This window comes from Streptococcus chenjunshii (assembly GCF_003086355.1).
GTDB lineage: Bacteria > Bacillota > Bacilli > Lactobacillales > Streptococcaceae > Streptococcus > Streptococcus chenjunshii.
Genome location: NZ_CP031733.1, coordinates 466,085 through 491,059, shown reverse-complemented (window position 1 = coordinate 491,059; position 24,975 = coordinate 466,085). Strand labels below are relative to the sequence as shown.

26 protein-coding genes are annotated in these 24,975 nt (G+C 42.7%); 5 read left to right on the top strand and 21 right to left on the bottom strand.

Annotated features, from left to right (window positions below; genetic code table 11):
* Window positions 1–4: 4 nt before the first annotated feature.
* Window positions 5–1,873 (bottom strand): glucose PTS transporter subunit IIA, encoded by a 1,869-nt coding sequence (locus tag DDV21_RS02555; RefSeq protein ID WP_116878685.1) that lies wholly within the window; start codon window positions 1,871–1,873, stop codon window positions 5–7.
* A 113-nt stretch (window positions 1,874–1,986) separates the two neighbouring features.
* On the opposite strand from DDV21_RS02555, the gene DDV21_RS02550 reads away from it, so the two are divergent.
* A complete protein-coding gene (locus DDV21_RS02550) occupies window positions 1,987–2,946 on the top strand; it encodes an AraC family transcriptional regulator (protein WP_116878686.1) in 960 nt (319 codons plus the stop codon).
* Between the two features lie 76 nt (window positions 2,947–3,022).
* Here DDV21_RS02550 and DDV21_RS02545 read toward each other — a convergent pair whose 3' ends face one another.
* Window positions 3,023–3,595 (bottom strand): NADPH-dependent F420 reductase, encoded by a 573-nt coding sequence (locus DDV21_RS02545; RefSeq protein WP_116878687.1) that lies wholly within the window; start codon window positions 3,593–3,595, stop codon window positions 3,023–3,025.
* 170 nt (window positions 3,596–3,765) lie between these two features.
* Between DDV21_RS02545 and DDV21_RS02540 the strand changes: the two genes are divergently transcribed.
* Window positions 3,766–4,086, top strand: coding sequence for a winged helix-turn-helix transcriptional regulator (locus tag DDV21_RS02540; protein WP_116878688.1), 321 nt, complete (start codon window positions 3,766–3,768; stop codon window positions 4,084–4,086).
* Window positions 4,087–4,175: 89 nt separating this feature from the next.
* On the top strand, window positions 4,176–4,982 hold the full coding sequence (locus DDV21_RS02535; protein WP_116878689.1) for a peptidylprolyl isomerase: 807 nt from the start codon (window positions 4,176–4,178) through the stop codon (window positions 4,980–4,982).
* Window positions 4,983–5,171: 189 nt separating this feature from the next.
* Here the strand turns inward: DDV21_RS02535 and DDV21_RS02530 are convergent, their stop codons facing one another.
* A complete protein-coding gene (locus DDV21_RS02530) occupies window positions 5,172–6,134 on the bottom strand; it encodes an NmrA family NAD(P)-binding protein (RefSeq protein ID WP_116878690.1) in 963 nt (320 codons plus the stop codon).
* Between the two features lie 216 nt (window positions 6,135–6,350).
* On the opposite strand from DDV21_RS02530, the gene DDV21_RS02525 reads away from it, so the two are divergent.
* Complete coding sequence (locus tag DDV21_RS02525; protein ID WP_162886273.1) at window positions 6,351–7,238, top strand: LysR family transcriptional regulator; 888 nt, start codon at window positions 6,351–6,353, stop codon at window positions 7,236–7,238.
* 42 nt (window positions 7,239–7,280) lie between these two features.
* Here DDV21_RS02525 and DDV21_RS02520 read toward each other — a convergent pair whose 3' ends face one another.
* The 3 genes from DDV21_RS02520 to DDV21_RS02510 all read right to left on the bottom strand — a co-directional run bounded on the left by DDV21_RS02520 (window position 7,281) and on the right by DDV21_RS02510 (window position 10,516).
* Window positions 7,281–8,108, bottom strand: coding sequence for a metal ABC transporter permease (locus DDV21_RS02520; protein ID WP_116878692.1), 828 nt, complete (start codon window positions 8,106–8,108; stop codon window positions 7,281–7,283).
* A 3-nt stretch (window positions 8,109–8,111) separates the two neighbouring features.
* A complete protein-coding gene (locus tag DDV21_RS02515; protein ID WP_116878693.1) occupies window positions 8,112–8,840 on the bottom strand; it encodes a metal ABC transporter ATP-binding protein in 729 nt (242 codons plus the stop codon).
* A gap of 746 nt (window positions 8,841–9,586) precedes the next feature.
* Window positions 9,587–10,516 (bottom strand): metal ABC transporter substrate-binding protein, encoded by a 930-nt coding sequence (locus tag DDV21_RS02510; RefSeq protein ID WP_116878694.1) that lies wholly within the window; start codon window positions 10,514–10,516, stop codon window positions 9,587–9,589.
* 129 nt (window positions 10,517–10,645) lie between these two features.
* Here DDV21_RS02510 and DDV21_RS02505 point away from each other — a divergent pair, with 129 nt between their 5' ends.
* The gene (locus DDV21_RS02505) at window positions 10,646–11,296 is read left to right on the top strand and encodes a metal-dependent transcriptional regulator (RefSeq protein WP_116878695.1); all 651 of its coding nucleotides are present in this window, start codon (window positions 10,646–10,648) and stop codon (window positions 11,294–11,296) included.
* Between the two features lie 179 nt (window positions 11,297–11,475).
* Here DDV21_RS02505 and DDV21_RS02500 read toward each other — a convergent pair whose 3' ends face one another.
* The 15 genes from DDV21_RS02500 to DDV21_RS02430 all read right to left on the bottom strand — a co-directional run bounded on the left by DDV21_RS02500 (window position 11,476) and on the right by DDV21_RS02430 (window position 24,844).
* A complete protein-coding gene (locus DDV21_RS02500) occupies window positions 11,476–12,165 on the bottom strand; it encodes a 5'-methylthioadenosine/adenosylhomocysteine nucleosidase (RefSeq protein WP_116878696.1) in 690 nt (229 codons plus the stop codon).
* Between the two features lie 37 nt (window positions 12,166–12,202).
* A complete protein-coding gene (gene macP / locus DDV21_RS02495; RefSeq protein ID WP_116878697.1) occupies window positions 12,203–12,475 on the bottom strand; it encodes a cell wall synthase accessory phosphoprotein MacP in 273 nt (90 codons plus the stop codon).
* A complete protein-coding gene (locus tag DDV21_RS02490) occupies window positions 12,476–13,030 on the bottom strand; it encodes an NUDIX hydrolase (protein ID WP_116878698.1) in 555 nt (184 codons plus the stop codon).
* Between the two features lie 157 nt (window positions 13,031–13,187).
* Window positions 13,188–14,891 carry an ABC-ATPase domain-containing protein gene (locus DDV21_RS02485; RefSeq protein WP_116878699.1) on the bottom strand — a complete coding sequence of 568 codons (1,704 nt, stop codon included), beginning with the start codon at window positions 14,889–14,891 and terminating at the stop codon, window positions 13,188–13,190.
* 519 nt (window positions 14,892–15,410) lie between these two features.
* Window positions 15,411–16,802: a bifunctional UDP-N-acetylglucosamine diphosphorylase/glucosamine-1-phosphate N-acetyltransferase GlmU gene (glmU, locus tag DDV21_RS02480; protein WP_116878700.1), complete on the bottom strand. Its 1,392-nt coding sequence runs from the start codon at window positions 16,800–16,802 to the stop codon at window positions 15,411–15,413.
* A 151-nt stretch (window positions 16,803–16,953) separates the two neighbouring features.
* Window positions 16,954–17,469 carry a hypothetical protein gene (locus DDV21_RS02475; RefSeq protein WP_117287761.1) on the bottom strand — a complete coding sequence of 172 codons (516 nt, stop codon included), beginning with the start codon at window positions 17,467–17,469 and terminating at the stop codon, window positions 16,954–16,956.
* A gap of 17 nt (window positions 17,470–17,486) precedes the next feature.
* A complete protein-coding gene (locus DDV21_RS02470; protein ID WP_116879199.1) occupies window positions 17,487–17,780 on the bottom strand; it encodes a hypothetical protein in 294 nt (97 codons plus the stop codon).
* A gap of 60 nt (window positions 17,781–17,840) precedes the next feature.
* The gene (locus DDV21_RS02465; RefSeq protein WP_117287760.1) at window positions 17,841–19,184 is read right to left on the bottom strand and encodes a hypothetical protein; all 1,344 of its coding nucleotides are present in this window, start codon (window positions 19,182–19,184) and stop codon (window positions 17,841–17,843) included.
* Window positions 19,175–19,804 (bottom strand): hypothetical protein, encoded by a 630-nt coding sequence (locus DDV21_RS02460; protein WP_241964692.1) that lies wholly within the window; start codon window positions 19,802–19,804, stop codon window positions 19,175–19,177. Before DDV21_RS02460 ends, DDV21_RS02465 begins: the two co-directional genes overlap by 10 nt.
* Before the next feature lie 88 nt (window positions 19,805–19,892).
* A complete protein-coding gene (locus tag DDV21_RS02455) occupies window positions 19,893–20,534 on the bottom strand; it encodes a hypothetical protein (RefSeq protein ID WP_117287759.1) in 642 nt (213 codons plus the stop codon).
* Window positions 20,525–21,148: a hypothetical protein gene (locus tag DDV21_RS02450; RefSeq protein WP_116879117.1), complete on the bottom strand. Its 624-nt coding sequence runs from the start codon at window positions 21,146–21,148 to the stop codon at window positions 20,525–20,527. Before DDV21_RS02450 ends, DDV21_RS02455 begins: the two co-directional genes overlap by 10 nt.
* Window positions 21,149–21,251: 103 nt before the next feature.
* Complete coding sequence (locus DDV21_RS02445) at window positions 21,252–21,482, bottom strand: hypothetical protein (RefSeq protein ID WP_116879116.1); 231 nt, start codon at window positions 21,480–21,482, stop codon at window positions 21,252–21,254.
* Window positions 21,473–22,099, bottom strand: a complete 627-nt coding sequence (locus DDV21_RS02440) for a hypothetical protein (protein WP_116879115.1) — start codon at window positions 22,097–22,099, stop codon at window positions 21,473–21,475. The genes DDV21_RS02445 and DDV21_RS02440 overlap by 10 nt, the downstream gene beginning before the upstream one ends.
* 354 nt (window positions 22,100–22,453) lie before the next feature.
* Window positions 22,454–23,407 (bottom strand): mannose-6-phosphate isomerase, class I, encoded by a 954-nt coding sequence (gene manA / locus DDV21_RS02435; RefSeq protein ID WP_116879114.1) that lies wholly within the window; start codon window positions 23,405–23,407, stop codon window positions 22,454–22,456.
* Between the two features lie 24 nt (window positions 23,408–23,431).
* Entirely contained in the window at window positions 23,432–24,844 is a 1,413-nt protein-coding gene (locus DDV21_RS02430) for a glycoside hydrolase family 1 protein (RefSeq protein ID WP_116879113.1), read from the bottom strand.
* Window positions 24,845–24,975: the final 131 nt, after the last annotated feature.

Here is a 24,975-nt window from a genome sequence, read left to right as displayed (position 1 = left end):
CTCCTTATTTAATCAATTTTAGCAAGAATTTTCCTGGTAAAACATCATCTTCAGTTGTTGCCACAACTCTCTCAAATGCATCTGTATTACTAACGACAATCGGTGTAAGGCTGCTGAGCCCAGCTTTTTTAACGACCTCAAGATCAACATCAATTAACTTCTGTCCTTTTTTTACCTTATCACCTGCGGTCACATATGTTGTAAACCCTTGACCGTCCAGTGTCACTGTATCCATACCGATATGAATAAGGATTTCTGCTCCTTCATCAGTTTTCAGTCCAACCGCATGACCAGTAGGGAAAAGAACGCTTATCTCTCCATCGGCCGGTGCGAAAACAGCCCCTTCAGATGGTTCAACAGCAATACCTTTGCCCATCATGCCAGAAGCAAAAACGTCATCTTCCACATCAGCAAGTTTTACAGTATTACCAGCCACAGGACTGGTAATTGTAATAGTTTGTGTCTTTTCTGACACCGATGGACTGATGTGCTGACTTTCCTTTTCAAATCCAAAAAAGTATGTCAAAACAGCTGTGCCGAAAAAAGCAATCCCTGTTGCTACAAACCCATTAATAATATTAGTCATTCCGCCAGCAAAATAGCCGACAACGCTGAGAAAATTTGAAGCGCCGGCAACATACAAACCAACATGGGTTAAACCAGCATAAGCACCCGCTAAACCACCGCCTAGGGCCAATGTCACAATGGTGCGTTTATACTTAAGCATGACCCCGTAAATAGTGGGCTCGGTCACTCCGCCAACAATACCGCTGATAACATAACCAAAGGTAAGTGCTTTTTCTTCCTTATCTTTAATTTTAAGCGCCGCTCCTAAAGCTAATCCAAATGTTGCCCAAGTAGCAAGAATAGCTGCTACCATAATAAAACGGTCAACACCATTTGTAAGAAGACTGGTTAGGGCAAAAGTAATTAAAACAATATGCATGCCTGTCATGACTAACAATTCCCAAAGAGCAGCAACGACAGCAACTGCTAAGAAACCTCCGATTCCGCCAAAAGCAATCAGACCGCTCCCAATCCAGCCGCCTAAAATATTACCCAGCGGAGCAAGTACGGCAAGTACAAGCGGTGTCATGATGAACATCGTTAAGAAAGGGGCAAAAATGGTTGATAGCACAGCCGGAATTATCTTTTTAAAAAATTTTTCCACATAAAACATCACCCAAACGCTTAAAACCGCCGGAATGACAGTTTGAGAATAGTTGTGGATAGTCGTCGGAATAAGACCATAAACAGTAAAACCTTGACCATCCAGCTGAACCAATTCCGGAACAACCAGAAGAGCACCAATATAGAGCCCCATAATTTGACTGGCACCCAATTTTTTAGCCGCAGTAAAACCCAAAAAAATGGGCAGAAAGTAGAAGAAAGCACTGTAAAGAAAACCACATAAGAGGTAAAAGTCACTATCTGCACTGACCAGATCCAGTAATTCCGGTCCGACAACTACTTGAATAGTCTTAAACATTGCCGCTGTAATCATAGCAGGAATGAGCGGTGTCATACTGCCTGACAGATAATCTAAGGCTTTTAAAAAAGCAGATTTAACTGTTAATTTTTCTTTTGGCTTATCTCTATTTTCCGATTCTGATTTAACAGCCAAACCAGTTAAATCAGTAAAGGCCGCAAAAACTTTATCCACAGTCTGCCCGATAATAATCTGATACTGTCCCCCGGCACGATTAACCCCTATCACACCTTTAATCGCCTTAATCTTCTCATCATCTATCAGTGACTGATCTTTGAGATTTAAACGCAGACGTGTCATACAGTGGGTTGCATTGGAAATATTATCTTTCCCTACTTCTGCAATGATTTGTTGGGCCATTTGCTTGTATTCATCTTTAGCCATTGACACTACCATCCTTGATACATTTTATTTAAGCTTTCGCTCATCTATAGTATATTCTATTTTTTGCACTAAAACTATTCTAAAAGATTGCTTATTTTTGTTTCAGAAAGCCCATGAAAGCTTATTTTACTGACTTTTATATTTTACAAGTGAATTTATTTATTTTATTTCTTGCTCATTTTGACAAAAAGAAATATACTAAAAGAGAAAGTGAGGCTCTCATGTACACCTATACTTGTGATTTAAAAAAACAGCTTCCCTCCTCCTCGTTAGGAAGCCCGTATCTAACAAACCTTTACTATATTCAAGAACAGGAAAAAGACGCTTGGACCTTTAACTTGCATGCCCATGCAGATACACTGGAAATCTCCTATCTTTTTAAAGGAGAAACCAAACTGTATATTGATGGTAAACTTTATGATGTTCAGGCTGGTGATCTCATCATTAAAAATCCATCAGTCCTCCATGCAGAAAAATCTAGTGTCGCCAATTCAATTGAAGAAATTTGTCTTAATATCAAGAGTTTAAAACTTGAAGGAATGGAAGAAAATTATCTGCTTTCAAATGACTCTTGGCCTATTATACCAGCAGGTCGTCACCGGAAAATAATAGATTCTATTTTTCGTGAAATGCTTAATGAAATTTTAAAGAATCCGTCCCCAAGCATAAATCACATCAATTCTCTTCTATCATCTGCTCTCCAGATTATCACCTATAAGACAGAAGGACATCGTCTGATAACTGCAAATAAACGTGAAAATGCTATCCGGGAAATCAGAAAATACATTGACAATCATTTTAAAGAAGATCTCTCTTTGAATTCCCTGGCAGAAACCTTTCATATCAGTGTTTTCCACCTCTCCAGACAATTTAAAAAGTACACTGGCTACACGGTTAATCATTATATCGTCAGCTGTCGTTTAGGAGAAGCACAAATCAGGCTGATTTTTGGAAAAGACAGCATTGCAGATATCGCTGCCGACTGTGGCTATCCCAGCCTTTCTTACTTTTACACTAAATTCAAAAAGAAGATAGGCTGTACTCCTTCAGAATACCGGCGGCGTTACAGTTAAAAAATGAACATTTTATGTAATCGATTCAATTTAAAAAGAAAACTCTATATCACATAGAGTTTTCTTTTAGAGGACTTTATTTATAGAGTGCAAAACCGCCAGTGAATGGGATTTTTTCTTGAACAGCTAAAGCTAATTGGAGAAAGCCAAATGATTCAAGCTCACGCGCACGCTTAAGACTACCGACATCCAAAACAGTTAAGCCGGAACCGGTCAGAGCATCTGTAAATTCCGCTTTAGCAGCTGTATCATCACCTGCTAGAAGAACTGTCGTATCGGCTGTATCTGCTACTTTTTTCGTTGCAAGGCTGGCCGCAAAATTGGTGTTGAAAGCCTTTACAACCTTTGCTTTTGGCACCCTTTCTGCAATTTCTGCTGCTGCCGAACTATCTGACGGAACAGCCAAATCATCGAATGTTGCAAAATTTAAAGGGTTAGTCATATCAACTAAAATTTTATTTTCCAAAGAATCAGCATATTTTTCCAGAATATCTTCAACTGCTGAATAGGGTACTGCAAGGATCACAATAGATCCTAAGACTGCATCTGCTTCATGACCGATTAAAGTAACAGTATGGCCAGCTTCTTCATAGCGGGCCTGCAGAGCTTGAGCCATATTCCCCTTACCAAAAATAGAAATGTTTGTCATTGCCTAGGCTCCTTTTCCAAATATATTTAGCTTGTTTTTTTCAAGCTATAGTCTTATAATATACCTATAGATCCGGTTTGGGAAGTACGCACTTTTAAGTTTTCTAGTTACTTTAAGGTACCAAATGAATAAAATAAACTATCCACAAAATTATTTTTTTAGGAGGCATAATGGCAAAAAAACAATTACCCGACTGTCCTGTCGAAACAACATTAACAATTGTCGGAAATAAATGGGTCGTTCTCATCCTGCGTGATTTACTGACAGGCACCAAACGGTTTGGTGAACTGAAAAAATCACTGACTCCAATCAGCCAGAAGGTCTTAACCCAGCAATTACGGGCTATGGAAGCAAACGGTATTGTCCACAGAGAAGTATATCCGGAAGTTCCCCCGCGTGTTGAATATTCTCTGACCGAATTAGGCTTAAGTTTAGAGCCGATTGTCCAAAGTATGAGAGAATGGGGCAAATGGTATAAAAAACAACTGTAAGAGCTGCACTCTAAAATCACATTTGTCTGGCTGCTCTTTCAGCAAAATGTGGTAAAATGAAGTCAATCGTGATGTACAAAGGAGTTCGTATGAAGAAATATTTTTATCTGGCTTTAGCCGCTGCCGGACTTTTTCTTTTAGCCGGCTGTGAGGATCTCAACCGTTTGCTGAAAGGAGAGGAATACGTTGCCTCCAGTCAGGCAGCCAGCGCCAGCCAGTCAGCAGCCAGCAGCTACCAAAAAGCTCTGGATAAAGCGTTAAAAGCCAAAACGTCTGCCTTCCCGCAGCTTTCCAAAAAGGTCGCTTCTAATGAGGCTCAAGTCAAAATACAAACCTCTATGGGTGATATCACTGTCAAACTGTTTCCTGATTACGCTCCGCTGGCCGTTGAAAATTTTCTGACACATGCCAAAACAGGCTATTATGACGGGGTGCTTTTTCATCGTGTCATTGATGATTTTGTTATTCAAGGAGGCGATCCCAGCGGTCAGGGAGACGGCGGTGAATCCATCTGGAAAGGAAAAGACAGCAGTATTGACAGCGGCAATGGTTTTGCCAATGAAATCACTCCTTATCTCTATCATTTTCGTGGTGCGCTGGCTATGGCTAACAGCGGTGAAAACACAAATACCAGTCAATTCTTTATTGTACAAAATACGGAAAACCAGTCAGAATCTCTGTCTGCAAGCCAATACCCGCAGCCTGTTATTGAAGCCTACAAAGATGGAGGCTATCCCAGTTTAGATGGGAATTACACTGTCTTCGGACAGGTGACCGACGGAATGGATGTTGTGGATAAAATTGCACAGACAGCTACCGATAGCCAAGATAAGCCTGAAACCGACGTAACAATTACCTCTGTTAAAATCATCAAAGATTATTCATTTAAAAAATAAACCTAAAAATAGACCAGCCTGCCAGTGTTTCATTTCACTGGGACAGGCTGGCCTGTTTTTTGAGAGCGGAGAGAAAATACATTTTTTGTGACAGTATTTTTTATAGCGAGAGTCAAAATTAGCTGTAAGATTACCAATTACCAATTTTTACAGCTGAAGGGACCGTGTAGGTTGCTCTTGCTTCTGCACTCAGCGCATCTGATCCCAGCTAGTAATATTTTCTTCCCATATATAGCTGTAATGCTTAACAATATCCGCAGCTGTTTTTGGTTCCTGACCGGTCAAATCTCTAATAGCTGTTGATTCAACATCTTCCATGCCGTTCAAGACAGCTTCATCATTGGTAACAATATCTGCACCGCAAAAAGGGACTGGAGATTGCGAAAAATCTCCGGTAATTAAACGAGGGATATGCAATTTTTCAAGATATGCATAGTACTCTTCCGGTTCAACTCCAAGATATTTCAACGGCCGTCCTGAAGCTTTCGCTACTAAATCACAAATTTCTCGAACCGAAATATGTTCTGAACCACAAATATTATACGAAGTATTCACCTCTCCTTTACCAAGCAAAAGAGCGGCTCCGGCACGTGCCACATCGTCTTTGTGGACAAACGTAGCTCTCCCTTCTTTTGCCGTACTGTACCATTCATTATCTGCCATAAAAGCAAGCATAGGATACATGGTCAAGTAATTCTCAAGGTAGAGATTGTTTCGCATTGTATTCCATGTAACAGTATCTAAACTCCGCAAATATTTTTCTGTTGCTGTATGATCCGGTGTGATGTAAACTTTTTCATACTCAGGTTCTGTTGCACCGATACAGGAATTATAAATAATATGCTTGACGCCTGCTTTAATGGCGGCATCGATGGCATCACGATGCTGTTTAGTACGTTTGCCAACCTCAAGCCCTGACATAATATAAATACGGTCTCCGCCTTTAAAAGCTTCTACCATTTGATTAAAATGGTCATAATTTGCTTCCGCAACCCGCACTCCTTTTCTTTCCCATTCCGCAATTTGCTCCTTTTTTAAACGATTAATATCTGAAGCAGTAAATGTCAGTTCTGATCCAGTGACACTTTCCAGCATATTTTCAGCAATGCGGCGGCCTAGCTGCCCATCAACTCCAGTTACAATATAACGCATTTTCACGTCCTCCTTTTTATTTTATTTCATGTGAAAAGGATAACATAAAAACGTTTTCTTTTATAATAGAAGTTTGTTATACTTAATGACAAAAGGTTATTAGTATAAATGAGAGCAGATTTAAGCAAAGCCAGAAATCTTGATAAAACAGAACCCACTATAAGACTCATCACTTGGCTTTTTAACGCTCTCGTCTCTCGGTATAAGGAGAACGCTATGGACTTTCAGAAATTAGAGCTCTTTCTTCATTTAGCTGAAACGCTAAATTTTTCAACAACTGCCGATGCATTGCATATCAGCCAGCCAGCCGTTACTAAAGCCATAAAAACTTTAGAAGATGAGCTTGGATTTCAATTATTCCAAAGAGGCAAACGATACGTACGGTTGACCGAATCAGGAAAAAGTTTTTATGAAGACTGTAAACACATCACCAGAAATATGAATCTGGCAATCAACCGGGCACGAAGTATTTCGCAAAGAATTTCATCATCACTATCTGTAGGTTATACCGGTACTGTTTTAGAAATGCAGTGTCTGCCATATATCGTTAAAAAATTGAAAGAAGAACACCCTGATATCAAACTCTATCTATGTAATTCCAGCCATATTATTTTGCAGAAACAGCTCCTAAACGACGAATGTGATTTTATTTTCACAACTTTAGATGATGTCGAGCACCTTAACAGCATTCAATTTATAAGCTTGATCGAAGGACATTTTGTCTGTTTGCTTCCACCTGAGCATCGCTTACGAACACACACAGCTATCCAAATAAGTGAATTAGCCAATGAAAATCTCATTTTTATCAATGCCCTTCAGGCACCTCCGGGCCAAAGTGATATCCAGAGCCTCATCAGAAGGCAGTGCCCAAATGCCTCCATTTATTTTACTGATTCAATTATTCTCAGCCATACTTTGGTTCAAGGAAATGTCGGCATCGCTGTCATGCCTTCCTTTGTAACCTCACAGGATAATAATCAGCTAGCCTCTGTAACTCTATCGGTTGATTATCCCTTATGGTATGGAATAGCTTGTAAATCTGAACAAAACTCTGAATTTTTTGCTGATCTCATCCGATTTACAAAAGAAATCTTAAGAATTTAGGAACAAAATATAATATGTAACTAAGCCAGCCTTGATGCATTTTTATTTTTTTATCCAATTTTGCTTAGGCGACAAAAGAAAAGAAAGAAGAAAAATGCTGGCCGCCGTTAAAACAATCGATGAGCCGGCGGCAATGTTAAAGGTATAGCCAAGAAAAAGCCCTAGAACAGAAGACAGAGCGCCGACAGCTCCTGCCAGCAGCAACATTACTTTCAGACTGTTGGCGTACAGGTAAGCTGTTGCCGCTGGTGTGATCAGCATAGCAACAATTAAAATCGTCCCGACACTCTGCATGGCCGTAACGGCAACCAAAGTCAAAAGAATCATTAGCAAATAATGATAAAATGTTACGTTTAATCCTATTGATTGGGCAAAAATAGGGTCAAAAGAACTGATAAGCAATTCTTTAAAAAAAATAATAACAGCCAGCAATACCAAGGCTGAAATAAAGAGTGTCATCCACTTGTCACTGTCCTGTACCGCCAAAATATTGCCAAACAGAATGTGAAAAAGATCTGTAGAACTGTTGGCCAAACCTATCAAAATAACGCCTAGGGCTAAAAAAGAGCTGAAGGTGATCCCGATGGCCGTATCACCTTTGAGCGTACTGTTTTCTTTAATAAACGTGATGATTACCGAGGCCAAAAGACCAAAAACAACGGCTCCCACAAAAAAATGAAGTCCCAAAATAAAGGAAAGAGCAACGCCCGGCAGAACCGCATGAGAAATCGCATCTCCCATTAACGACAGCGACCGCAGAATGATAAAACAGCCTATCATGCCTGCAACAATCCCGATAACAACGGCTGTCAGCAGAGCATTTTGCAGGAAATGGTAACGCAGCAGACCATCAAAAAAATTCAGCAGCATATTCTACACCTCCCCATTAGTATTAATAAACAGTCCGCTGCCGTAAGCAGCCTGTAAATTTTCAGCGGTAAAAACCTGAGACACTGGACCGTAAGCGACTAGCTTTTGCTTTAAAATCAGCAAATAATCAAAATAAGTTCTAACCTTACTTAAGTCATGATGCACCATAACAATCGTTTTACTTTGACTTTGCAGCTCTCTTAATAAATCAATAATCATTTTCTCGCTGACAAGATCAATCCCGGCAAAGGGTTCATCCAAAAAAAGATACTCTGTCTCCTGAATTAAACAGCGAGCTATCATAACCCGCTGCAGCTGGCCGCCAGAAAGAGCGTGAAGCGGCCGGTGCTTAAGGCTGGTTAATCCCAGCTGCTCCAAAACCTGATTTAGCTGTGGGCCTTTTCTTTTAGTCAATAAAGGAAAAGGCCATTTTCTGCGGTAAGCCCCCTGAAGTACGCATTCCTTAACGGTAATAGGAAAATGAAGATCAATCTGGCTTCTCTGTTCAACATAAGCAGCTTTACCGCTTAACTGACGGTAGTCTTCTCCAAGTACTTCAATTGTTCCGCTGTATTCCACCAAACCTAAAAGTGCTTTAATAAAAGTTGACTTCCCTGCGCCATTAGGACCGACAATACCGATAATTTTGCCCTTCTCCAACGTAAGAGAAAGATTATCCAGCACAGGCTGTGTCCTAGTGTAATCGCATGTTAAATGACTTATCCTAATCACAATTCTAATTCCCCCAATAAGATACAAAGGCCGTAAAGAACGCAAAGTAAAAATAGGAGCCTGACCGCCGAGTCACTAAAGACTCAAGGGAGGGCGGTCTTTTTCCCGCAGCGTTTAGGCCGTGTTCAGTTCCAATAAGATACAAAGGCCGTGAAGAACGCAAAGTAAAAATAGGAGCCTGACCGCCGAGTCACTAAAGACTCAAGGGAAGTCTATCTTTTTCCCGCAGCGTTTAGGCCGTGTTCAGTTCCAATAAGATACAAAGGCCGTAAAGAACGCAAAGTAAAAATAGGAGCCTGACCGCCGAGTCACTAAAGACTCAAGGGAGAGCTATCTTTTTTTACACAGCGTTTAGGCCGTGTTCAGTTCCATCAAGATACAAAGGCCGTGAAGAACGCAAAGTAAAAATAGGAGCCTGACCGCCGAGTCACTAAAGACTCAAGGGAGGGCTATCTTTTTTACACAGCGTTTAGGCCGTGTTCAATTCCACTAAGATACAAAGGCCGTCAAAAAAACGTATGAAAATGGCGGTAAGTCCGAAATCTCCGATTTCGCAGACGCACCCCTGCCAAGACGGCTAGAAAGCTGTGGCTGGCTGTAAAGACGGCAAAGCCTTCAGACGGCTACGGCTGACGGTAAGCCAGAAATCTTCGATTTCGCTGAACGTTTCATGTTGACAGTATTTGGACCCTATATACAAGAGATAAGACTGCAAACTTGCGCTTCACTGCTGCCTCATCTTGCTGTTACTGCGACAGACCAGCCGCTATTTTATCAATATTCCATTTCATCATGGCATAATAACTGTCCCCCGCCTTACCTTTTTCAGCAACGGAGTCTGTAAACAGCTTCGCATAAATCGGAATCCCGCTCTCTTTCGCAACAGTTTCCATCGGGCGGGAATCAACACTGGATTCAACAAACAGAGCTGAAGGGGGCTGCTCCTTTAATCTTTCCACTAAAGAACGAATCTGATCGGGTGTCCCCTCTTCTTCCGTATTAATTTCCCAAATATAAGCTGACGGGAGATCATAGGCCTGTGAAAAATATTTCAGACAGCCCTCACTGGTGACAACTAACCGTTTGTCCCTTGCAATAGCAGCTAATTTTTCTTTAGCTTCTTGGTCCAGTTTTTCCAGCTTGGCGATATAAGCCTTGCATTGTTCATTATAATAAGCTTTGTTAGATGAGTCTTTAGCGCTTAGCTGCCTGCAGATATTTTCAGCATAAGCTATCCCATTTGCCAGACTGAGCCAAGCATGCGGATCCACTTTGCCTTGCCCGCTTGCTCCTTCAAGATATATGGGCTTAATCCCCTCACTGACTGCACAGTAATCGTGATTTTTCTTCTTGCCAGTATTATTAATTAATTTTCTAAACCAGGCATTGCCTCCGGTTTCGAGGTTCATTCCATTATAAAAGATGAGATCAGCCTCTGCAGCTTTTTGAATATCTTCGGGCAGCGGCTCATACTCATGCGGATCTTTGCCGACAGGGACAATGCTGTGAAGGTCAATTTTATCCCCAGCAATATTTTTAGTGATGTCAGCAATGATTGAATTGGTCACCACCACCTTTAATTTATTATTACCAGTCTTCTGCCCGGATACTGAACAGGCCGAGACTACAAATCCCAAGACCAGTAAACTGACTATAACAGTAATTTTTTTCTTCATTTGCAGCTCCTTATATTTTTTAAAATTAGGTATACTTAATTTTAAATTTAGGATAACTTAAAAAACGCATTTTGTCAACAGTTTTCTAAAATTTGTTATAATAGTTTTACAGTAAAAGAGAGGTAAACAATGACCCCAAATAAGGAAGACTACCTAAAATGCATTTACGAAATCGGGCAGGAGCACGAAAAAATCAACAATAAACAAATTGCAGCCAAAATGCAGGTTTCAGCACCGGCTGTCTCGGAAATGATAAAAAAAATGCTTGCTGAAGGTCTGATTGCTAAGGATAAAGCACACGGCTATCTGCTGACTGGGAAAGGCCTGCCGCTGGTATCGGATTTATACCGCAAACATCGGCTGATTGAAGTTTTTTTGGTGGACTACCTCCACTATGCTATTGATGAAATTCATCAAGAAGCTGAAGTTTTAGAACATACCGTTTCAGCAGCCTTTATCGAACGTTTAGACAGGGTACTGGAATATCCTCGTTTCTGTCCCCATGGTGGAACTATTCCTAAAAAAGGAGAGCTTCTTAAGGAAACCTATCATTTGCCGCTGAATCGGGCTAAAAAAAGCGGGAGTTACTGTGTCAGACGAATCCATGACGATTTCCTGCTGCTTGATTACCTAGCTAAACACGAGCTTAAGCTGGGGCAGCTGATTGAACTCAGGCAGGTCGACAGTTATGCTAAGACTTATACGATTGTGTACAATGGCAAAAAACTGGATATTCCTGAAAATATTGCAGCTCAGATCTATATTGAAAAAAAAGAGTAGCAGCTCCAAGTTTGATATTTATTCAGCGAACGCTGACTCTGCAGCAGATTGTTGAAGCTTCCCGTATAAAAACTAAATACAGCCTTTTATCTTAACAAAAAAAGAATCTGATTTGAAACAGATTCTTTTTTTGTTTTAGAAAAATAGTAATACCATACTAAAAAGTATAAGCCAAACTGTTAAAGCCGATTCAGAAAAGCCAGCAAAAGCTGAGCCGATTTTCGTCCGGCTTCAAGGACAAATTCGTTAAAAGTGATATTGGCATCATGGCTTGCCGTATCGCTCATCGCACGGATAACAATAAAGGGCTTGCCGGCAGCACATGCTGCCTGCGCAATGGCAGCTCCCTCCATTTCAACAGCCAAAGCCTGCGGAAAATGACCTTTTATAGCTGCAAGCTTATCCTCTCCTGCAATAAAGCTGTCTCCAGTGAGAATAAGCCCAACTTTGGCAGCTAATCCTTCTTCCTTCAGCAGCTGATTAAAGACCGCAATAAAATGTGGATCAGACTCAAAATAAAGCGGCTGTCCCGACATCTTGCCGTAATCATGGCCAAAAGCCGTCAAATCAACATCATGGTAGGCCAGTTTATCTGCAACTACGATATCGCCAACAGACAGATCAGCCGCTGCTGCCCCCGCTGAACCTGTATTAATAACAGCATCCACAGCAAAAACTTCTGCTAAAACAGCCACACTCATAGCTGACATGACTTTGCCCACTCCCGACTGGACTAAAACAAGATCGTGTCTGCCGATTTTTCCTGCATAATAGGTCTTGCCAAAAACAGTCTGCTCTGTCTGGTTCTCCAGCTGCTCCAGTAAAAGACGGAGCTCCTGCTCCATGGCGGCTATAATTCCAATTCTCATATCTTTCCTACCTAAAATCCGTAACCAATCTGCTAAACTACAAGTTAAAAACAGCGTAAATAAGAATAGCCAGCAAGATGACAACAACAATTAAAATTTTGTTTAATTTAGATTGAAATTCGCCGCGCTTTGCATTCTCAATCCGGCGGCTTTTAACAATCCGTTCGTCCCGATGTTCATGTAGCAAATCATCTTTTATCAGCTGTTTATCAAGGACTTTTGTCTCAAAATCATCGTCAGCCGCTTCAGATAGTCTCTGCTCACGATTAGCAGCTTCAATAATTTCATCTGTCAAAAGTGGTTTTCCCATTTATTTACCTCCTTTAAAATGCAAAGCAAAATACTGAAGGGCGATGATTGTTTTGGCATCTTCAATTTTCCCAGACTGGATCAAATCCAAGCATTCTTCGTAAGTCAGCTCAAATAATTCAAGCACTTCATCCTCATCCTGCGGCCGAGGCTGAGGAACTTTTTTAAGGTTAGTAGCTAAATAAAGCTTGATTTTCTCATTGCAAAAACCGATAGCTGTATAAAACTCGTGAATCTGCTCCAAATCACCGCTGTAACCCGTTTCTTCTTCCAATTCGCGCAAAGCAGCATCATATTCGGAACCATTTTCACCGATTTCCAGTTTACCGGCAGGGATTTCATAGGAGATCTTTTCGATTGCCTTACGGTACTGCTTGACGATGATAAGTTTATCGTCAGGAGTAACAGCTAAAATGGCAACGGCTCCGCGGTGAAAAATCAGCTCGCGTTCTGCGCGGCCAAGGTGATTAGGCAGTTCAACCTCATCAACAGCCACTTCAAAAATATGTCCCTTAAAAATCTTTCGCCGTTTTAACGTCTTTTCTTCAAATTCCATACGTTTATCCTTATTTAAAAATCATAAACTGTCACAATTCTGTTATCCCAATTGTACTATAATTCAGACAGAAAAGCTATTTTCTGTGGCAAGCCCCCAAAAAAACAGCCGTCAAACCCCTTTATTGGTTATCTGATGACTGTTTTCAACAATAAGGTCATTTTATTTTCAGACTGCGGTAACGATTCAGCGCTGCACAGAATTCCTGTTTGCGGGGCAGAGCCAGATCCCCTGGAAACGAAGCCGCAGGAGCAAGTGCCGCTAATCCTTCCTGATCTATATGTGCATAGAGACTGTCGGCTATTTCCCGCAGCGAGCGGCTATCATCCAGCAGATTGTCCTTAATAAACCTAAACATCACCGCCAGACAGTTGACCTGTGAGGGACTGGTAATCTGTTCTAGGCCGGAAATATCAATGGCCTCCCGGCCGTAAGCCATTGTTTGTATTCCTTTAGCCTTAAACCGGTCTTCCCTGCCTTTCTTTGCAAAACTTGACCTCAGCACTACCCGTTTTTCAGATTTTGCAAAAGGCTGCTGCCCTTGATCGACCGCCTGATGACTGTCCTTTCGGGCAATTGCATGCGCCTGTTCGGTCACATCATAGACACGATAGTTATCCATCAGCATGACTCTGTCAGCCACATCAAAATAAGCACCGGAACCGCCTACAACAAGAATGGCAGAGGTTCCTAAATCTCTGTAAAGCGACTCTACCCGCTCAACAAAAGGGGTAATAGGTTCTTTTTCTTTGGCAACCAATTCCTGCATGCGGCGGTCGCGAATCATAAAATTTGTAGCTGAAGTATCTTCGTCAATCAGTAAAAGAGAACTCCCAGCCTCCAAAGCTTCGATAACATTGGCTGCCTGCGAGGTTGAACCGCTGGCATTTTCAGTAGAAAAGACTTTGGTATCCTGCTTAGCAGGCAGATTATTAATGAAAGGACTGATGTTGACCTTAGCAATACTGCGTCCGTCTTCTGCCCTAATCTTGACAGCATCTGTCCTAGTAATGACATATTCTCTGCCGTCTCCGGCAATATGAGAATAAACACCGCGCTCAAGTGCATTTAACAAGGTTGATTTTCCATGGTAGCCGCCTCCGACAATTAGGCTGACACCAGTACCGATTCCCATACCTTTGATGGTTTTTCCACTAGGTAAGTGAAAAGCAATCTCACTGTTTTCGGGACTTTTAAAGGGAACCGCTGAAGTCAGGGGCAAATCAGAAACACCGCTGGATCTGGCCAAAAGTGAACCATTGCCGATAAAAGCGGTTAAATCCCTTTTGCGCAGTTCCTCACGGATATAAAGCTGATCTAAAAATAAGCGGACCTGTCCCTGCAGACTTTTTTGGTTAATATTCTTATAAAAAAGGGCTTTTTCAGCAATAAGGGGAAGCACAGTATTCAGTAATGTATCAGCTGCTTTGCCCATAATTCGCCTGCCGGCTGCCGGCAAATTGACCGTAATACGAATTTCCAGACTATGGGGATGAATGATAACAGCTGTCTTCTCCAAGATTTCCTGCCCGCAGGGGTCAATCGCAATGCTTCCCTTACCGCCCGCTGCCTTAATATCCCGGCTGTATGCTCTGACAGCCTGAGCAAAAGAACGATTTAAAAAATCACTGACAGCTATACATTTTGAGCGGGAAGACAGCAGATCGGCAGGTATACCGGCTGCTGATTTCGCCAGAAAAAGCCGCATCTTAGAGGGAGGGGCGTAAGGATCCACTTGAACATGATCAATAATCAGGCGGTAAGAGGGATAATCATAGCTGCCAATCAGACTTTTGTAGGCACCATAACCTTTACCTTCCAAAGCCAGCAGACTTTTTTGCAACTTATAATTGATCGTCATAACTATCTCCTTTATAACAAGATACAAAGGCCGTGAAGAACGCAATGGGAAAATAGGCGTCCAACTGCTGAGTCACTAAAGACTCAAGGGAGGGCGGTCTTTTTCCCGCAGCGTTTAGGCCGTGCTCAGTTCAAACAAGATACAAAGGCCGTGAAGAACGCAATGGGAAAATAGGCGTCCGACTGCTGAGTCACTAAAGACTCAAGGGAGGGCGGTCTTTTTCCCGCAGCGTTTAGGCCGTGTTCAGTTCAAACAAGATACAAAGGCCGTGAAAAGAGCAAAGCAAAAATAGGCACCAGATGAAGCTTCTGTTTTTCCGACATTATCCTTTGCAAAGAGTCCAGAAACCGTGCAGCTGCCTATTTGTTATTATTTTGAGCTTTTCAGGCCCTATTCAATATATTAACGTTATAAAAGTGATTACAGACGCTGTAAAAACAGTTCCACGCTGCTCACTTCTGCCTCCCCCTCCAATATAAAGGATTTTAAGCCTTTTTTTCTGACCGTAATGATATAGAATCATTCCTGTCCTTTTTGATTATTGGGATGATGTGGTTTCGTCATCGCATAACCGTCTTTATTAACTTGACGGCCTCTAGCGATTGCAACACTGTCAGCAGGGACATCTTCATTAATAGCAGAGCCTGCCGCAGTCAGGGCATTATCTCCCAGTTTTACTGGTGCAATTAAGGTCGAATTGCTGCCGATAAAGACATTATCACCGATAGTCGTCTGATACTTATCTTTGCCATCATAATTGGCAATAATTGTTCCTGCTCCAAAATTGACGTTTTTTCCAACAGAGGCATTGCCGATATAAGTCAGATGCCCTGCTTTTGTCTTTTCACCAATTTGCGCTGCTTTAACTTCAACAAAATTGCCGATATGTGCCTCTTGAGCCAGAAGCGAACCCGGGCGGACATGCGCATAAGGCCCCACAGTCACCTGATCAGCAAGAGTCGATTCTTCAATCATTGATTGCGTGATGACAGTCTGTTGACCGATAGTGCTGTCAACAATATAGCTGCCGCTGGTTATCAGCGAACCGGTACCGATTTGGGTCTTCCCTTTGAGAGTGACATTAGCGTCAATGGTGACATCTGCTGCAATGTCAACTTGACTGTCAATATAAGCCGTGTCAGGGTCAGAAAGTGTCACTCCATTGAGCATATGCTTTTTATTAATGCGCTGGCGCATAATTTTCTCAGCAGTCGCTAAAGCCAAACGGTCATTGACACCTAGACTTTCTGCAAAATCAGCTAAGGTAAAGGCTCCAACTTTCTCGTCACTGTCACGGAAAATAGAAATCAAATCTGTCAGGTAGTACTCTCCTTGCGCATTGTCTGTATTGAGTTCTTTTAAGGCAGCAAACAGACGCTGGTTATCAAAAACATAGGTTCCTGTATTAATTTCCTTGACCTGTTGTTCAAAGTCTGATGCATCCTTTTGTTCAACAATTTTAGTAACCTCACTGCGGTTATTGCGGATTATCCGGCCATAACCAAAAGGATTGTCAGCCATAGCCGTCAGAATAGTCGCTGCATTTTTATGGCGCCTGTGGTAATCCAGCAGATTTCTCAAACTTTCACCTGTAATCAGCGGTGTATCTCCGGCAATAATTAAGGTTTGACCATCAAGGTCAGCCAGCTCTTCCGCTGCCATCATAACAGCATGGCCTGTCCCCAACTGTTCGCTTTGCAGAGCGAAAGCTGACTTTTCGGCGGATACTTCTCGTACCAGTTCAGCCTTATGGCCGATAACGGTAACTGTTTTAGCAGGAGCAATCGCCTCAACGCTGGCAAAGACATGTTCCAGCATTGTCAGTCCTGCCACTTTGTGCAGAACTTTGGGAAGATCGGACTTCATGCGGGTTCCTTTCCCCGCTGCTAAAATAATTGCATAATTGTTCATTTTCATGTTCCTTATGTTTAATAGAATAATCAACTCATTATAGCATATTTCTGCTTTTTTGCGGTAAAACAGTTGCAAAAAACTGGCAGTCAGCTGCTAAAAAAGTTTATCTCGCAGAAAAAAAGCAGCCGGAACTGCTCTTCTTCTGTTCTTATTTCTCAAAGGAAACGCCGCATTGCTGGCAGGACTTTCGCCCCGTGACAGAGTCAAGAGCCGCCTCCCACTCATAACGGCACTCCTTACACCGGAAACGCCCCTTGCTCTTGTCGGATTGAAGGCCCAGAAAACTCACATGAGCAATGCTGAGTTCCAAGCGACGCTTGAGCATACTTAAAGACTCCTCCTGCTGGCGCTCCTGCTTCTGCTGCTCCTGCAGCTCCTCTACCGCCTGATTGTAGCTCTTGGTCTCCTCTGACCTAGCCTCCTCCAACTCATTTTCTTTCTGACGAATCTTGGCCAGCAGCTTATCCCGCTCATCTTCCAATGCCCATATCGTATGGTTTGGCATAGCCTCAGGAAGCTCACGGCACTGCTCGAGCAGCCAGTTGCTCAAAGCCTCTGTCCGCTTAGATGCCTCCTGCTGCAGGTCCCAGCAGCCCCATGCCGCTTCGTCTATGGCTTTGACCCGCCCCAAATGCTCCTGGGTCAATTGTTCTTCTTTATCCATCAACTCTTTCTCCTCTTCTAAGCCCGTATCGGACTGCTAAAGTCTGCCTGCGGCCATTCGGCCAAATAAGCCGCCACACTGTCGGCTGCCTGACCCGTAAAACAATCCGCCAGCTCTCCGGCTAGCGATCCCTGCGCAAACGACTGAAGCTCCTCAGCCTGGCCTTCTAACCAAGTCTGCAGCTCCTCTTGTTCTCCCGACCAAGCCCTGCTTTTTGCCGCTAACGCTCCCTGAATGACCAAGCGCTCCTGCGCCTTCTTGGTCTCCTTAGCCGCTTGGGCGAGTGCATCTAAATCATCTGTCACTTTCATAACATTCCTTTTTATCCATGAATCCCTTTGTGTGCAAAGTCTGCTAAACCTCTGCCTGCTTTACTGGCTGCCGGCTGAAAACAAAGCGGCCCCTTCCTGATCGGCCGCTATTAAGTTATCTGCCGCCGCATCCAGCTTGTCCGCAAAAGCCATCATCCTGTTCTTATAGGCGTCAAGCTCGGCTCTGTTCTGTTCCTCTGCCTGACTGTCCCATAAGTTCTCCATGGTATAAGGGCTCAGCAGGTCGGTCACTTCACTCTCCGACAGCTCTTCTGCCACGGCATACATAGCCTGACGGGTCGCCTCGATATCGGCCTGAAAGCTGGCTTTTTTCTCCTCCAGCTTTTGCAGGACAGCCTCTGTCTTAACTTCTGCATGCAGTCTCGCCTTCTGAGCAACCGCCCGCAGAAGCTCCTCACGCAGACTGATTCTCTTCGACCCTGTCGCTGTTTTCAGCTGGCTTCTCAACTCCTTAACCGTCTTCTTGTAAGAGCTCAGAAGCTCGGCCTTGGTCGGTTCAACCGCAAAGTCACCGTATGTCTTGACATATTCCAGCAGATAAGTGCGATAATCCGTACTGTCAAACCAAGTATCAGGATCTTTGATATCCAGCCCCTTAGCCTTCTTGGCTTTCATTCTGGCTACCTTAATCACCTGTTCTCTGGTCATGCCGGAGGTGAACTGGCCGTGCTTAACATACCAGTCTATGTCAAGACCATTCCCTTTGATACGCGGAAAAGCGGTATCGTGGTCGGAAATCCAATCGCCGGTGCCTTCAATAATATATTTCTTGCCATAAGGAATATCCCCGTGGCTTTTCCCGTCCAGATAGGTCACATCTCTGGTCGAGTCCATATAGATGGTCGCATGTTTGTCCAGCCAAGTCTTCTCCTCAGCGGTAATGCCCTTAGGATTAGCCTTGGAATAGAGGGAACTGCTGGCACCCCAGTCCATGAAGTTGGTGATTTTAGACACCTGATGCGCTGCGGCCACTTTGGCAACCGCCGGGCCGGACTGGCTGAAGCCGGACATGTTGGAAATGGTCCCGCCACCATGGTCTTTTTCCAGTTTGGCAGCCGTGCTGTCATAAAAATCGGAGATGTCATCTACCTGCGAGGTTAGCCCGCTTCTAGCTTCAATCACATTTTTAGTGGAATTCCAGGCATCCTCTCCAAAACCTTCTTTGCCAATCAGCTGGGTGCCGGCCACTACGATTGCTGTTTGGCTGTAGTCTGTCTTACCATCAACAACTGGAGCTACAGCGATGGCTTCTGTCGTGCCGTCTTGGGTATTGACAATTTCGTATTTTTGCCCTTTGACTGATTTTTGAGTCCCAATTTCTAATAAATTCCAAGTTTTAACTTTTGATTGTACAGCTTGTATCTGAAGGTCTGTCAATGCCATTGGGTGTAGTCTCCTTCCCTTATTTCTAGGTTATAAACAATTTCACTATCAGGGCTTCCTTCTGATGATTTTTCAACGGTTTCTAATTGGTGACTATCTATTAAAGCCATTATGTTCTCATCCAATATAGAATTTTTTTTCAACTTGGCAAAATCGGGAAGTGTCTCATAGCCAGATACATCATAGACTTTATCCGTCTCAAAGTCTTCTAACTCAATAACTTCTTCCCCAAAGCCATCAAAATCTACGATTAAGCCATCTGCTATCCCAAAATCTGAGAAACCATCATTCCCATTTCCAACCTTCCTACCGAGGTATGCCTTATTTCCTTCCTCATCATAAACCACAGGCACAACATTCACTGTTCGCATCGTAAAACGCCCGTCGCCGTCTACAAAGATAGGTGAAAACTCGATTTTACTGATACCAGAATAATTTTCTTTAATATAAGTGGCGATTTGTTCTTCATAAAGTCTAAAACCATGTTTATAAAGCTGATTCACTTTTTCTTTTTCCATATAACGATTGTACCCCCAAATTCCTGTGATGGCGATGAGAACCGCAGCCAGCAGTCCCCAGAAAATCCTAGCCGGCCTGCTTAAACCTTTCCTTTTAGCCATAGACTGCTCCTTGTTTTCTGTAGACAAGTTTATCAATTCGTTTTAATTGTTGTTAGTATAGCATAGGATAAATAAAAAGGCAAACTGTTTAACTGATAAAAAATTGCCTTCTTTCAACAATATATTTCTTGCCATAAGGAATATCCCCATGGCTTTTCCCGTCCAGATAGGTCACATCTCTGGTCGAGTCCATATAGATGGTCGCATGTTTATCCAGCCAAGTCTTCTCCTCAGCGGTAATGCCCTTAGGATTATCCTTGGAGTAGAGGGAACTACTGGCACCCCAGTCCATGAAGTTGGTGATTTTAGGCACCTGATGTTGGGCAGCTACCTTGGCGACCGCCGGGCCGGACTGGCTGAAGCCGGACATATTGGAAATGGTCCCGCCGCCATGGGCTTTTTCCAGTTTGGCAGCCGTGCTGTCATAAAAATCGGAGATGTCATCTACCTGTGGGGTCATCTTGCCTCTAGCTTCAATCGCATTTTTAGTGGATTCAGTGAAACCAGGCTGGGTGCCTGCCACCACGATAGCCGTTTGGCTGTAGTCTGGATTATCGCCCTTGATATTGTCCACCGGAACAACGGCCAGAGCCTGGGTCGTCTCATCTACGTCGTTGACTATTTGGTAAGGTCTTCCTTTTTTATCAGTTATAATTTCTCCTTCTTTAGTACTGGATTCTTTTTTTATAATTTCTTGAAGATCCCTAATTTCTTCATCAGTTAGCGCCATTTCCAATATTCTCCCTCTTTAATTTTTAAATTATAAACAATTTCAGCTTCAGGGCTACCCTCAGCAGATTTTGTGACATCCTTTAACTGCTTATCCTCAATTAAGGCATCCATATTATCATCAATTTTCTTGCTAGAAAGAAGCTTTGCTTTATCAGGCAAGTGGGTATCATTAGAAACTTCTATTTCCTTATTATTGTCAAAATCTTCTAAATAAATTATTTCATTGCCGCTAATATCAAAATCAAGAGTGAGCCCACCATTTACTCCATATCCTCCATAACTAGTATTTCCAATCTTAGTCCCCAACAAACTTCTATTTCCATAATTGTCATAAACTACTGGGACAACGTCAACTGTCATTATCGTAAAGCGACCGTCGCCATCTACAAAGATAGGTGAGAATTCGATTTTACTGATACCAGAATAATTTTCTTTGATGTATGTGGCAATTTGTTCCTCCAGCAGCCGAAAACCGTATCGGTAAAGCTGTTCAACTTTTTTCTTTTCCATATAACGATTATACCCCCAAATTCCTGTGATGGCGATGAGAACCGCAGCCAGCAGTCCCCAGAAAATCTTAGCCGATCTGCTTAAACCTTTTCTTTTAGCCATAGCCTTGCTCCTTGTTTTCTGTAGACAAGTTTATTAATTCGTTTTAATTGTTGTTAGTATAGCATAGTAATACTGAAAAGACAAGTGACATTTGCCATCATTTTTAGGTCCCTGCCACAACGATAGCGGTTTGGCTGTAGTCTGGATTATCGCCCTTGATATTGTCCACCGGAACAACGGCCAGAGCCTGGGTCGTCTCATCTACGCCGTTGACCACTTGGTAATACTCAGGGTTTGATTTAGTACCAATATTAATAATGTCTCCTTCTTGCTTATCCACATTGTCTTTTACTTTAATTTGTATTTTTTGGACTTCTGCATCGGTTAACGCCATTTGGTATAATCTCCTTTCTTAACAGTTGTATTATATTGAATTTTTACGTTAGGACTGCCATCTGAAGACTTTATAATATTTTTTAGCTGTCCGCCTTGAACCAGCAACTCCATATTTTCATCAATACTTGGAGCAGATGTTAACTTTGCCTTATCTGGCAGGCGATCATATTTTGAAACATCAATTTCTTTCCCTGAAGCGGAATCAGACAAATAAACAACATCGTTTCCCCATAAATCAAATTCTAAAGCAGAGATACCATCTAGTAAACCATAACCGGCAGGTATAACATTATCCATTTTTTTGCCTAAATACCCTTTGTTCCCCTCTTCATCATATACAACAGGGACAACATTAGCTGTTAACATCGTAAATTTTCCATCTCCATCAATGAAAATAGGAGAAAATTCAATTTTACTGATACCAGAATAATTTTCTTTTATATAGAGCGCTGTTTGTTCCTCTAAAAGTTTAAAACCATGCTTATATAAATTATCAATCTTCTTTTGTTCCATATAACGATTATACCCCCAAATTCCTGTGATGGCGATGAGAACCGCAGCCAGCAGTCCCCAGAATACCTTAGCCGGTCTGCTTAAACCTTTCTTTTTAGCCATATCCCGCTCCTTATCTTTTATTCATTTTAATGTTTGTTAGTATAGCATAGACTGTTTGAAAAACAAAGGGAAGGGCTGTCTGCTGCAGGAATTCTTTCGCATTTGTCCTATTCCCAGGCAGTGAAATAAAAAAGACCGACTTTTAACTGTCACAGTCAGATTTTGAAAGAGAGGAAACTGCCTGTTAAAAAGTATATTTGACGGTCTCTTAAACGATAAACGGCTCTGGGACTTTTTGTCCCAGAGCCGTTTACCTTATTGGAAGGCCTTATAAGTTTTCAGTTTCGCCTAGAAATTAAAGAGCGGGTAAAGCCTCATGGTTTTGAGATGTGCCCCGCTTCCTACTAACGCAGTTTAGCTGGAGTGGGGGTGGCTGGCAATAATGTCCAGTTCTCCTTCAATAATCCAGTTTTCAGTATCATGCGGCAGTATCAGATGATCCCCTTTCTGCAGCTGATAGCTTTCTTGTTCGTCTAAAATGAGTTTGCCCTGTCCCTGCAAGACACTGACAAGCAGGTAAGGGCCCGGCCGCTTCATCGCAGCTTTGCCTGAAAGCTGCCAATGATAGACCGTAAAGAAAGGGTTAGCGACCAAAACTGTTGTCAGTAAATCATCAATCTGCAGACCGGCCGGTGTTGAATTAGCGGGTTCACCTATTGTCAAAACATCCAGTGACTGCGCAATATGGAGCTCACGCTTCCGGCCGCCGGCATCTGTGCGGTCAAAGTCATAAACTCGGTAGGTCGTATCACTTGACTGCTGTGTTTCCAGTATCATGATGCCGCCGCCGATAGCATGCATCGTTCCGCTGGGAACATAGAAAAAATCACCGGCTTTGACAGGAATTCTGGTCAACAGATCGTCCCAGCACCCTTCGTCAATCATCTCTGCCAGCTCTGCCTTTGACTGCGCATGATGGCCATAGATAATTTCTGCATCCGGTTCTGCCGCGATAACATACCAGCACTCTGTCTTTCCCAGTTCTCCTTCATGTGCCAAAGCATAGGTATCATCCGGATGCACCTGAACACTGAGCCAATTATTAGCATCTAAAATCTTTGTCAGCAGCGGAAAGACTTTTTCTTTAGGATAGCCAAATAAATCCGGTCTGTCCCGGTAAAGATCATCCAGCTTTTGGCCGCTGAATTGGCCGTTCTTAATCGTGGATACACCGTTAGGATGGGCAGAAATTGCCCAGTATTCTCCAGTTGTCTCTGTCGGAATACTGTAGCCGAACTCGTCTCTGAGTCTAGTCCCGCCCCAGATTTTATCATGCATAACAGATTCTAAAAACAATGGTTCTGCCATTGGACCAGCTCCTTTTGCTTTATTTTATTCTATTATATCATTTTCTAATTCAAGCCGGCCGCTCGCTGCAACTTTTTTAAACCAGCGGCCTGATTTTTTCACTGTTTTTGTCTGTGTGTGGATATTATTGGCAATCAAGCCGTAGCGGTTACGGTAAGCATTAGACCAGCTCCAGCAGTCAATCGGTGTCCAAAGATGATAACCCAGACAATTGCTTCCTTCACGCATACCCTTGTGCAGCCAATAAAGATGTTCTTTGATAAACTGAATGCGGTAATCGTCTTCAATAACACCGTCCGCATTCAGATAGCGCTCTTCCTGCGATACACCCATACCGTTTTCACTGATATACCAAAGCAGATTGCCGTAATTCTCCTGAATATCCTTAGCAATGTCATAAACGGCTCTGGGATAAATTTCCCATCCCTTATCCACATTCATCCGAGCCATGGGCATATCATAAGCCTGCCAGTATTTATCCGGCCGAAAATCCACTACCAAACTTTTTGGGGAAAATTTCGGCCTTTGAACACGGTTAGGGTGGTAAAAATTCACTCCCAATAAATCAATTGTATTTTCCCGGATTAAGGTGAGTTCATCCTTAGCAGCCTGCCACAGGACCCCTTCCTGTTCTAACAGTTCGACTAAGGCAGGCGGAAACTCTCCCTTGCTGCTGGCATCCATAAACAGGCGGTTATACCATAAATCTGCCTTCTCACTGGCTTCAATATCTGCTTTTGCCTGACTTGCAGGATAGGCAGGAGTCAGATTTAAGATAATCCCGATTTGTCCGTCCTGCTTTAACTGCCGATATTTGGCGATAGCCTTGCTGCTGGCCAGCTGCAGATTATAAGCCACTTGAACAGCGGCTCTCCCATTTACTTTCTTGGGATAATGAAACTGATCCAAATAACCGCCTTCAACAACAACCAGCGGCTCATTGTGAGTAAACCAGTATTTAACACGGTCTCCAAACAAAGCAAAACATCTTTCTGCGAAACCAGCAAATAAATCAACGACGTGTTTGCTTTCCCAGCCGCCGTATTTGTGAAGAAGCTCCGCCGGCAGGTCAAAATGATGCAGGGTTATAAAAGGCTCAATGCCATTTGCCAAAAAAGCATCAATTACTGCACTGTAAAAAGCTGCAGCTTCAGTATTAACTGTATTTTTTTCAAAATCATCAATTAAACGCGACCACTGAATAGATGTTCTCACAGTATTTAAACCGCAGACTTTCATCAGCTGGATATCCGTCTGAAAATCATGATAAAAATCCGAGGCTGTGTCCGGGCCCACCTGATTGTAAAAATCTTCAGGTGCTTGTGCATACCAATAATCCATGACATTTTGGTGCTGTTTTTTAAAGTTTCCCTCCGACTGTGGGCCGCTGGTAGCTGCTCCCCACCAAAAATTTTCGGGAAATTGTAATGTTTCCATACCTCTTTCTCCTCCTGTTTCAAACCACAAAGGCAGCCAAGCTTTTCATAAATGACCAGCTTTGGGATAAAAGTGAGCCAAATTCTTGCAAAACACCTCTTTGATAAGGGCACACAGTGGACCTGCTGCTC

What these genes read in the sequence shown, in the direction of transcription:
- DDV21_RS02555 (WP_116878685.1), bottom strand. Translation starts at nt 1,873, where the DNA reads ATGGCTAAAGATGAATACAAGCAAATGGCCCAACAAATCATTGCAGAA.
- DDV21_RS02550 (WP_116878686.1), top strand. Translation starts at nt 1,987, where the DNA reads ATGAAAGCTTATTTTACTGACTTTTATATTTTACAAGTGAATTTATTT.
- DDV21_RS02545 (WP_116878687.1), bottom strand. Translation starts at nt 3,595, where the DNA reads ATGACAAACATTTCTATTTTTGGTAAGGGGAATATGGCTCAAGCTCTG.
- DDV21_RS02540 (WP_116878688.1), top strand. Translation starts at nt 3,766, where the DNA reads ATGGCAAAAAAACAATTACCCGACTGTCCTGTCGAAACAACATTAACA.
- DDV21_RS02535 (WP_116878689.1), top strand. Translation starts at nt 4,176, where the DNA reads ATGAAGAAATATTTTTATCTGGCTTTAGCCGCTGCCGGACTTTTTCTT.
- DDV21_RS02530 (WP_116878690.1), bottom strand. Translation starts at nt 6,134, where the DNA reads ATGCGTTATATTGTAACTGGAGTTGATGGGCAGCTAGGCCGCCGCATT.
- DDV21_RS02525 (WP_162886273.1), top strand. Translation starts at nt 6,351, where the DNA reads ATGGACTTTCAGAAATTAGAGCTCTTTCTTCATTTAGCTGAAACGCTA.
- DDV21_RS02520 (WP_116878692.1), bottom strand. Translation starts at nt 8,108, where the DNA reads ATGCTGCTGAATTTTTTTGATGGTCTGCTGCGTTACCATTTCCTGCAA.
- DDV21_RS02510 (WP_116878694.1), bottom strand. Translation starts at nt 10,516, where the DNA reads ATGAAGAAAAAAATTACTGTTATAGTCAGTTTACTGGTCTTGGGATTT.
- DDV21_RS02505 (WP_116878695.1), top strand. Translation starts at nt 10,646, where the DNA reads ATGACCCCAAATAAGGAAGACTACCTAAAATGCATTTACGAAATCGGG.
- DDV21_RS02500 (WP_116878696.1), bottom strand. Translation starts at nt 12,165, where the DNA reads ATGAGAATTGGAATTATAGCCGCCATGGAGCAGGAGCTCCGTCTTTTA.
- macP (WP_116878697.1), bottom strand. Translation starts at nt 12,475, where the DNA reads ATGGGAAAACCACTTTTGACAGATGAAATTATTGAAGCTGCTAATCGT.
- DDV21_RS02490 (WP_116878698.1), bottom strand. Translation starts at nt 13,030, where the DNA reads ATGGAATTTGAAGAAAAGACGTTAAAACGGCGAAAGATTTTTAAGGGA.
- DDV21_RS02485 (WP_116878699.1), bottom strand. Translation starts at nt 14,891, where the DNA reads ATGACGATCAATTATAAGTTGCAAAAAAGTCTGCTGGCTTTGGAAGGT.
- glmU (WP_116878700.1), bottom strand. Translation starts at nt 16,802, where the DNA reads ATGAACAATTATGCAATTATTTTAGCAGCGGGGAAAGGAACCCGCATG.
- DDV21_RS02475 (WP_117287761.1), bottom strand. Translation starts at nt 17,469, where the DNA reads ATGGATAAAGAAGAACAATTGACCCAGGAGCATTTGGGGCGGGTCAAA.
- DDV21_RS02470 (WP_116879199.1), bottom strand. Translation starts at nt 17,780, where the DNA reads ATGAAAGTGACAGATGATTTAGATGCACTCGCCCAAGCGGCTAAGGAG.
- DDV21_RS02465 (WP_117287760.1), bottom strand. Translation starts at nt 19,184, where the DNA reads ATGGCATTGACAGACCTTCAGATACAAGCTGTACAATCAAAAGTTAAA.
- DDV21_RS02460 (WP_241964692.1), bottom strand. Translation starts at nt 19,804, where the DNA reads ATGGCTAAAAGGAAAGGTTTAAGCAGGCCGGCTAGGATTTTCTGGGGA.
- DDV21_RS02455 (WP_117287759.1), bottom strand. Translation starts at nt 20,534, where the DNA reads ATGGCGCTAACTGATGAAGAAATTAGGGATCTTCAAGAAATTATAAAA.
- DDV21_RS02450 (WP_116879117.1), bottom strand. Translation starts at nt 21,148, where the DNA reads ATGGCTAAAAGAAAAGGTTTAAGCAGATCGGCTAAGATTTTCTGGGGA.
- DDV21_RS02445 (WP_116879116.1), bottom strand. Translation starts at nt 21,482, where the DNA reads ATGGCGTTAACCGATGCAGAAGTCCAAAAAATACAAATTAAAGTAAAA.
- DDV21_RS02440 (WP_116879115.1), bottom strand. Translation starts at nt 22,099, where the DNA reads ATGGCTAAAAAGAAAGGTTTAAGCAGACCGGCTAAGGTATTCTGGGGA.
- manA (WP_116879114.1), bottom strand. Translation starts at nt 23,407, where the DNA reads ATGGCAGAACCATTGTTTTTAGAATCTGTTATGCATGATAAAATCTGG.
- DDV21_RS02430 (WP_116879113.1), bottom strand. Translation starts at nt 24,844, where the DNA reads ATGGAAACATTACAATTTCCCGAAAATTTTTGGTGGGGAGCAGCTACC.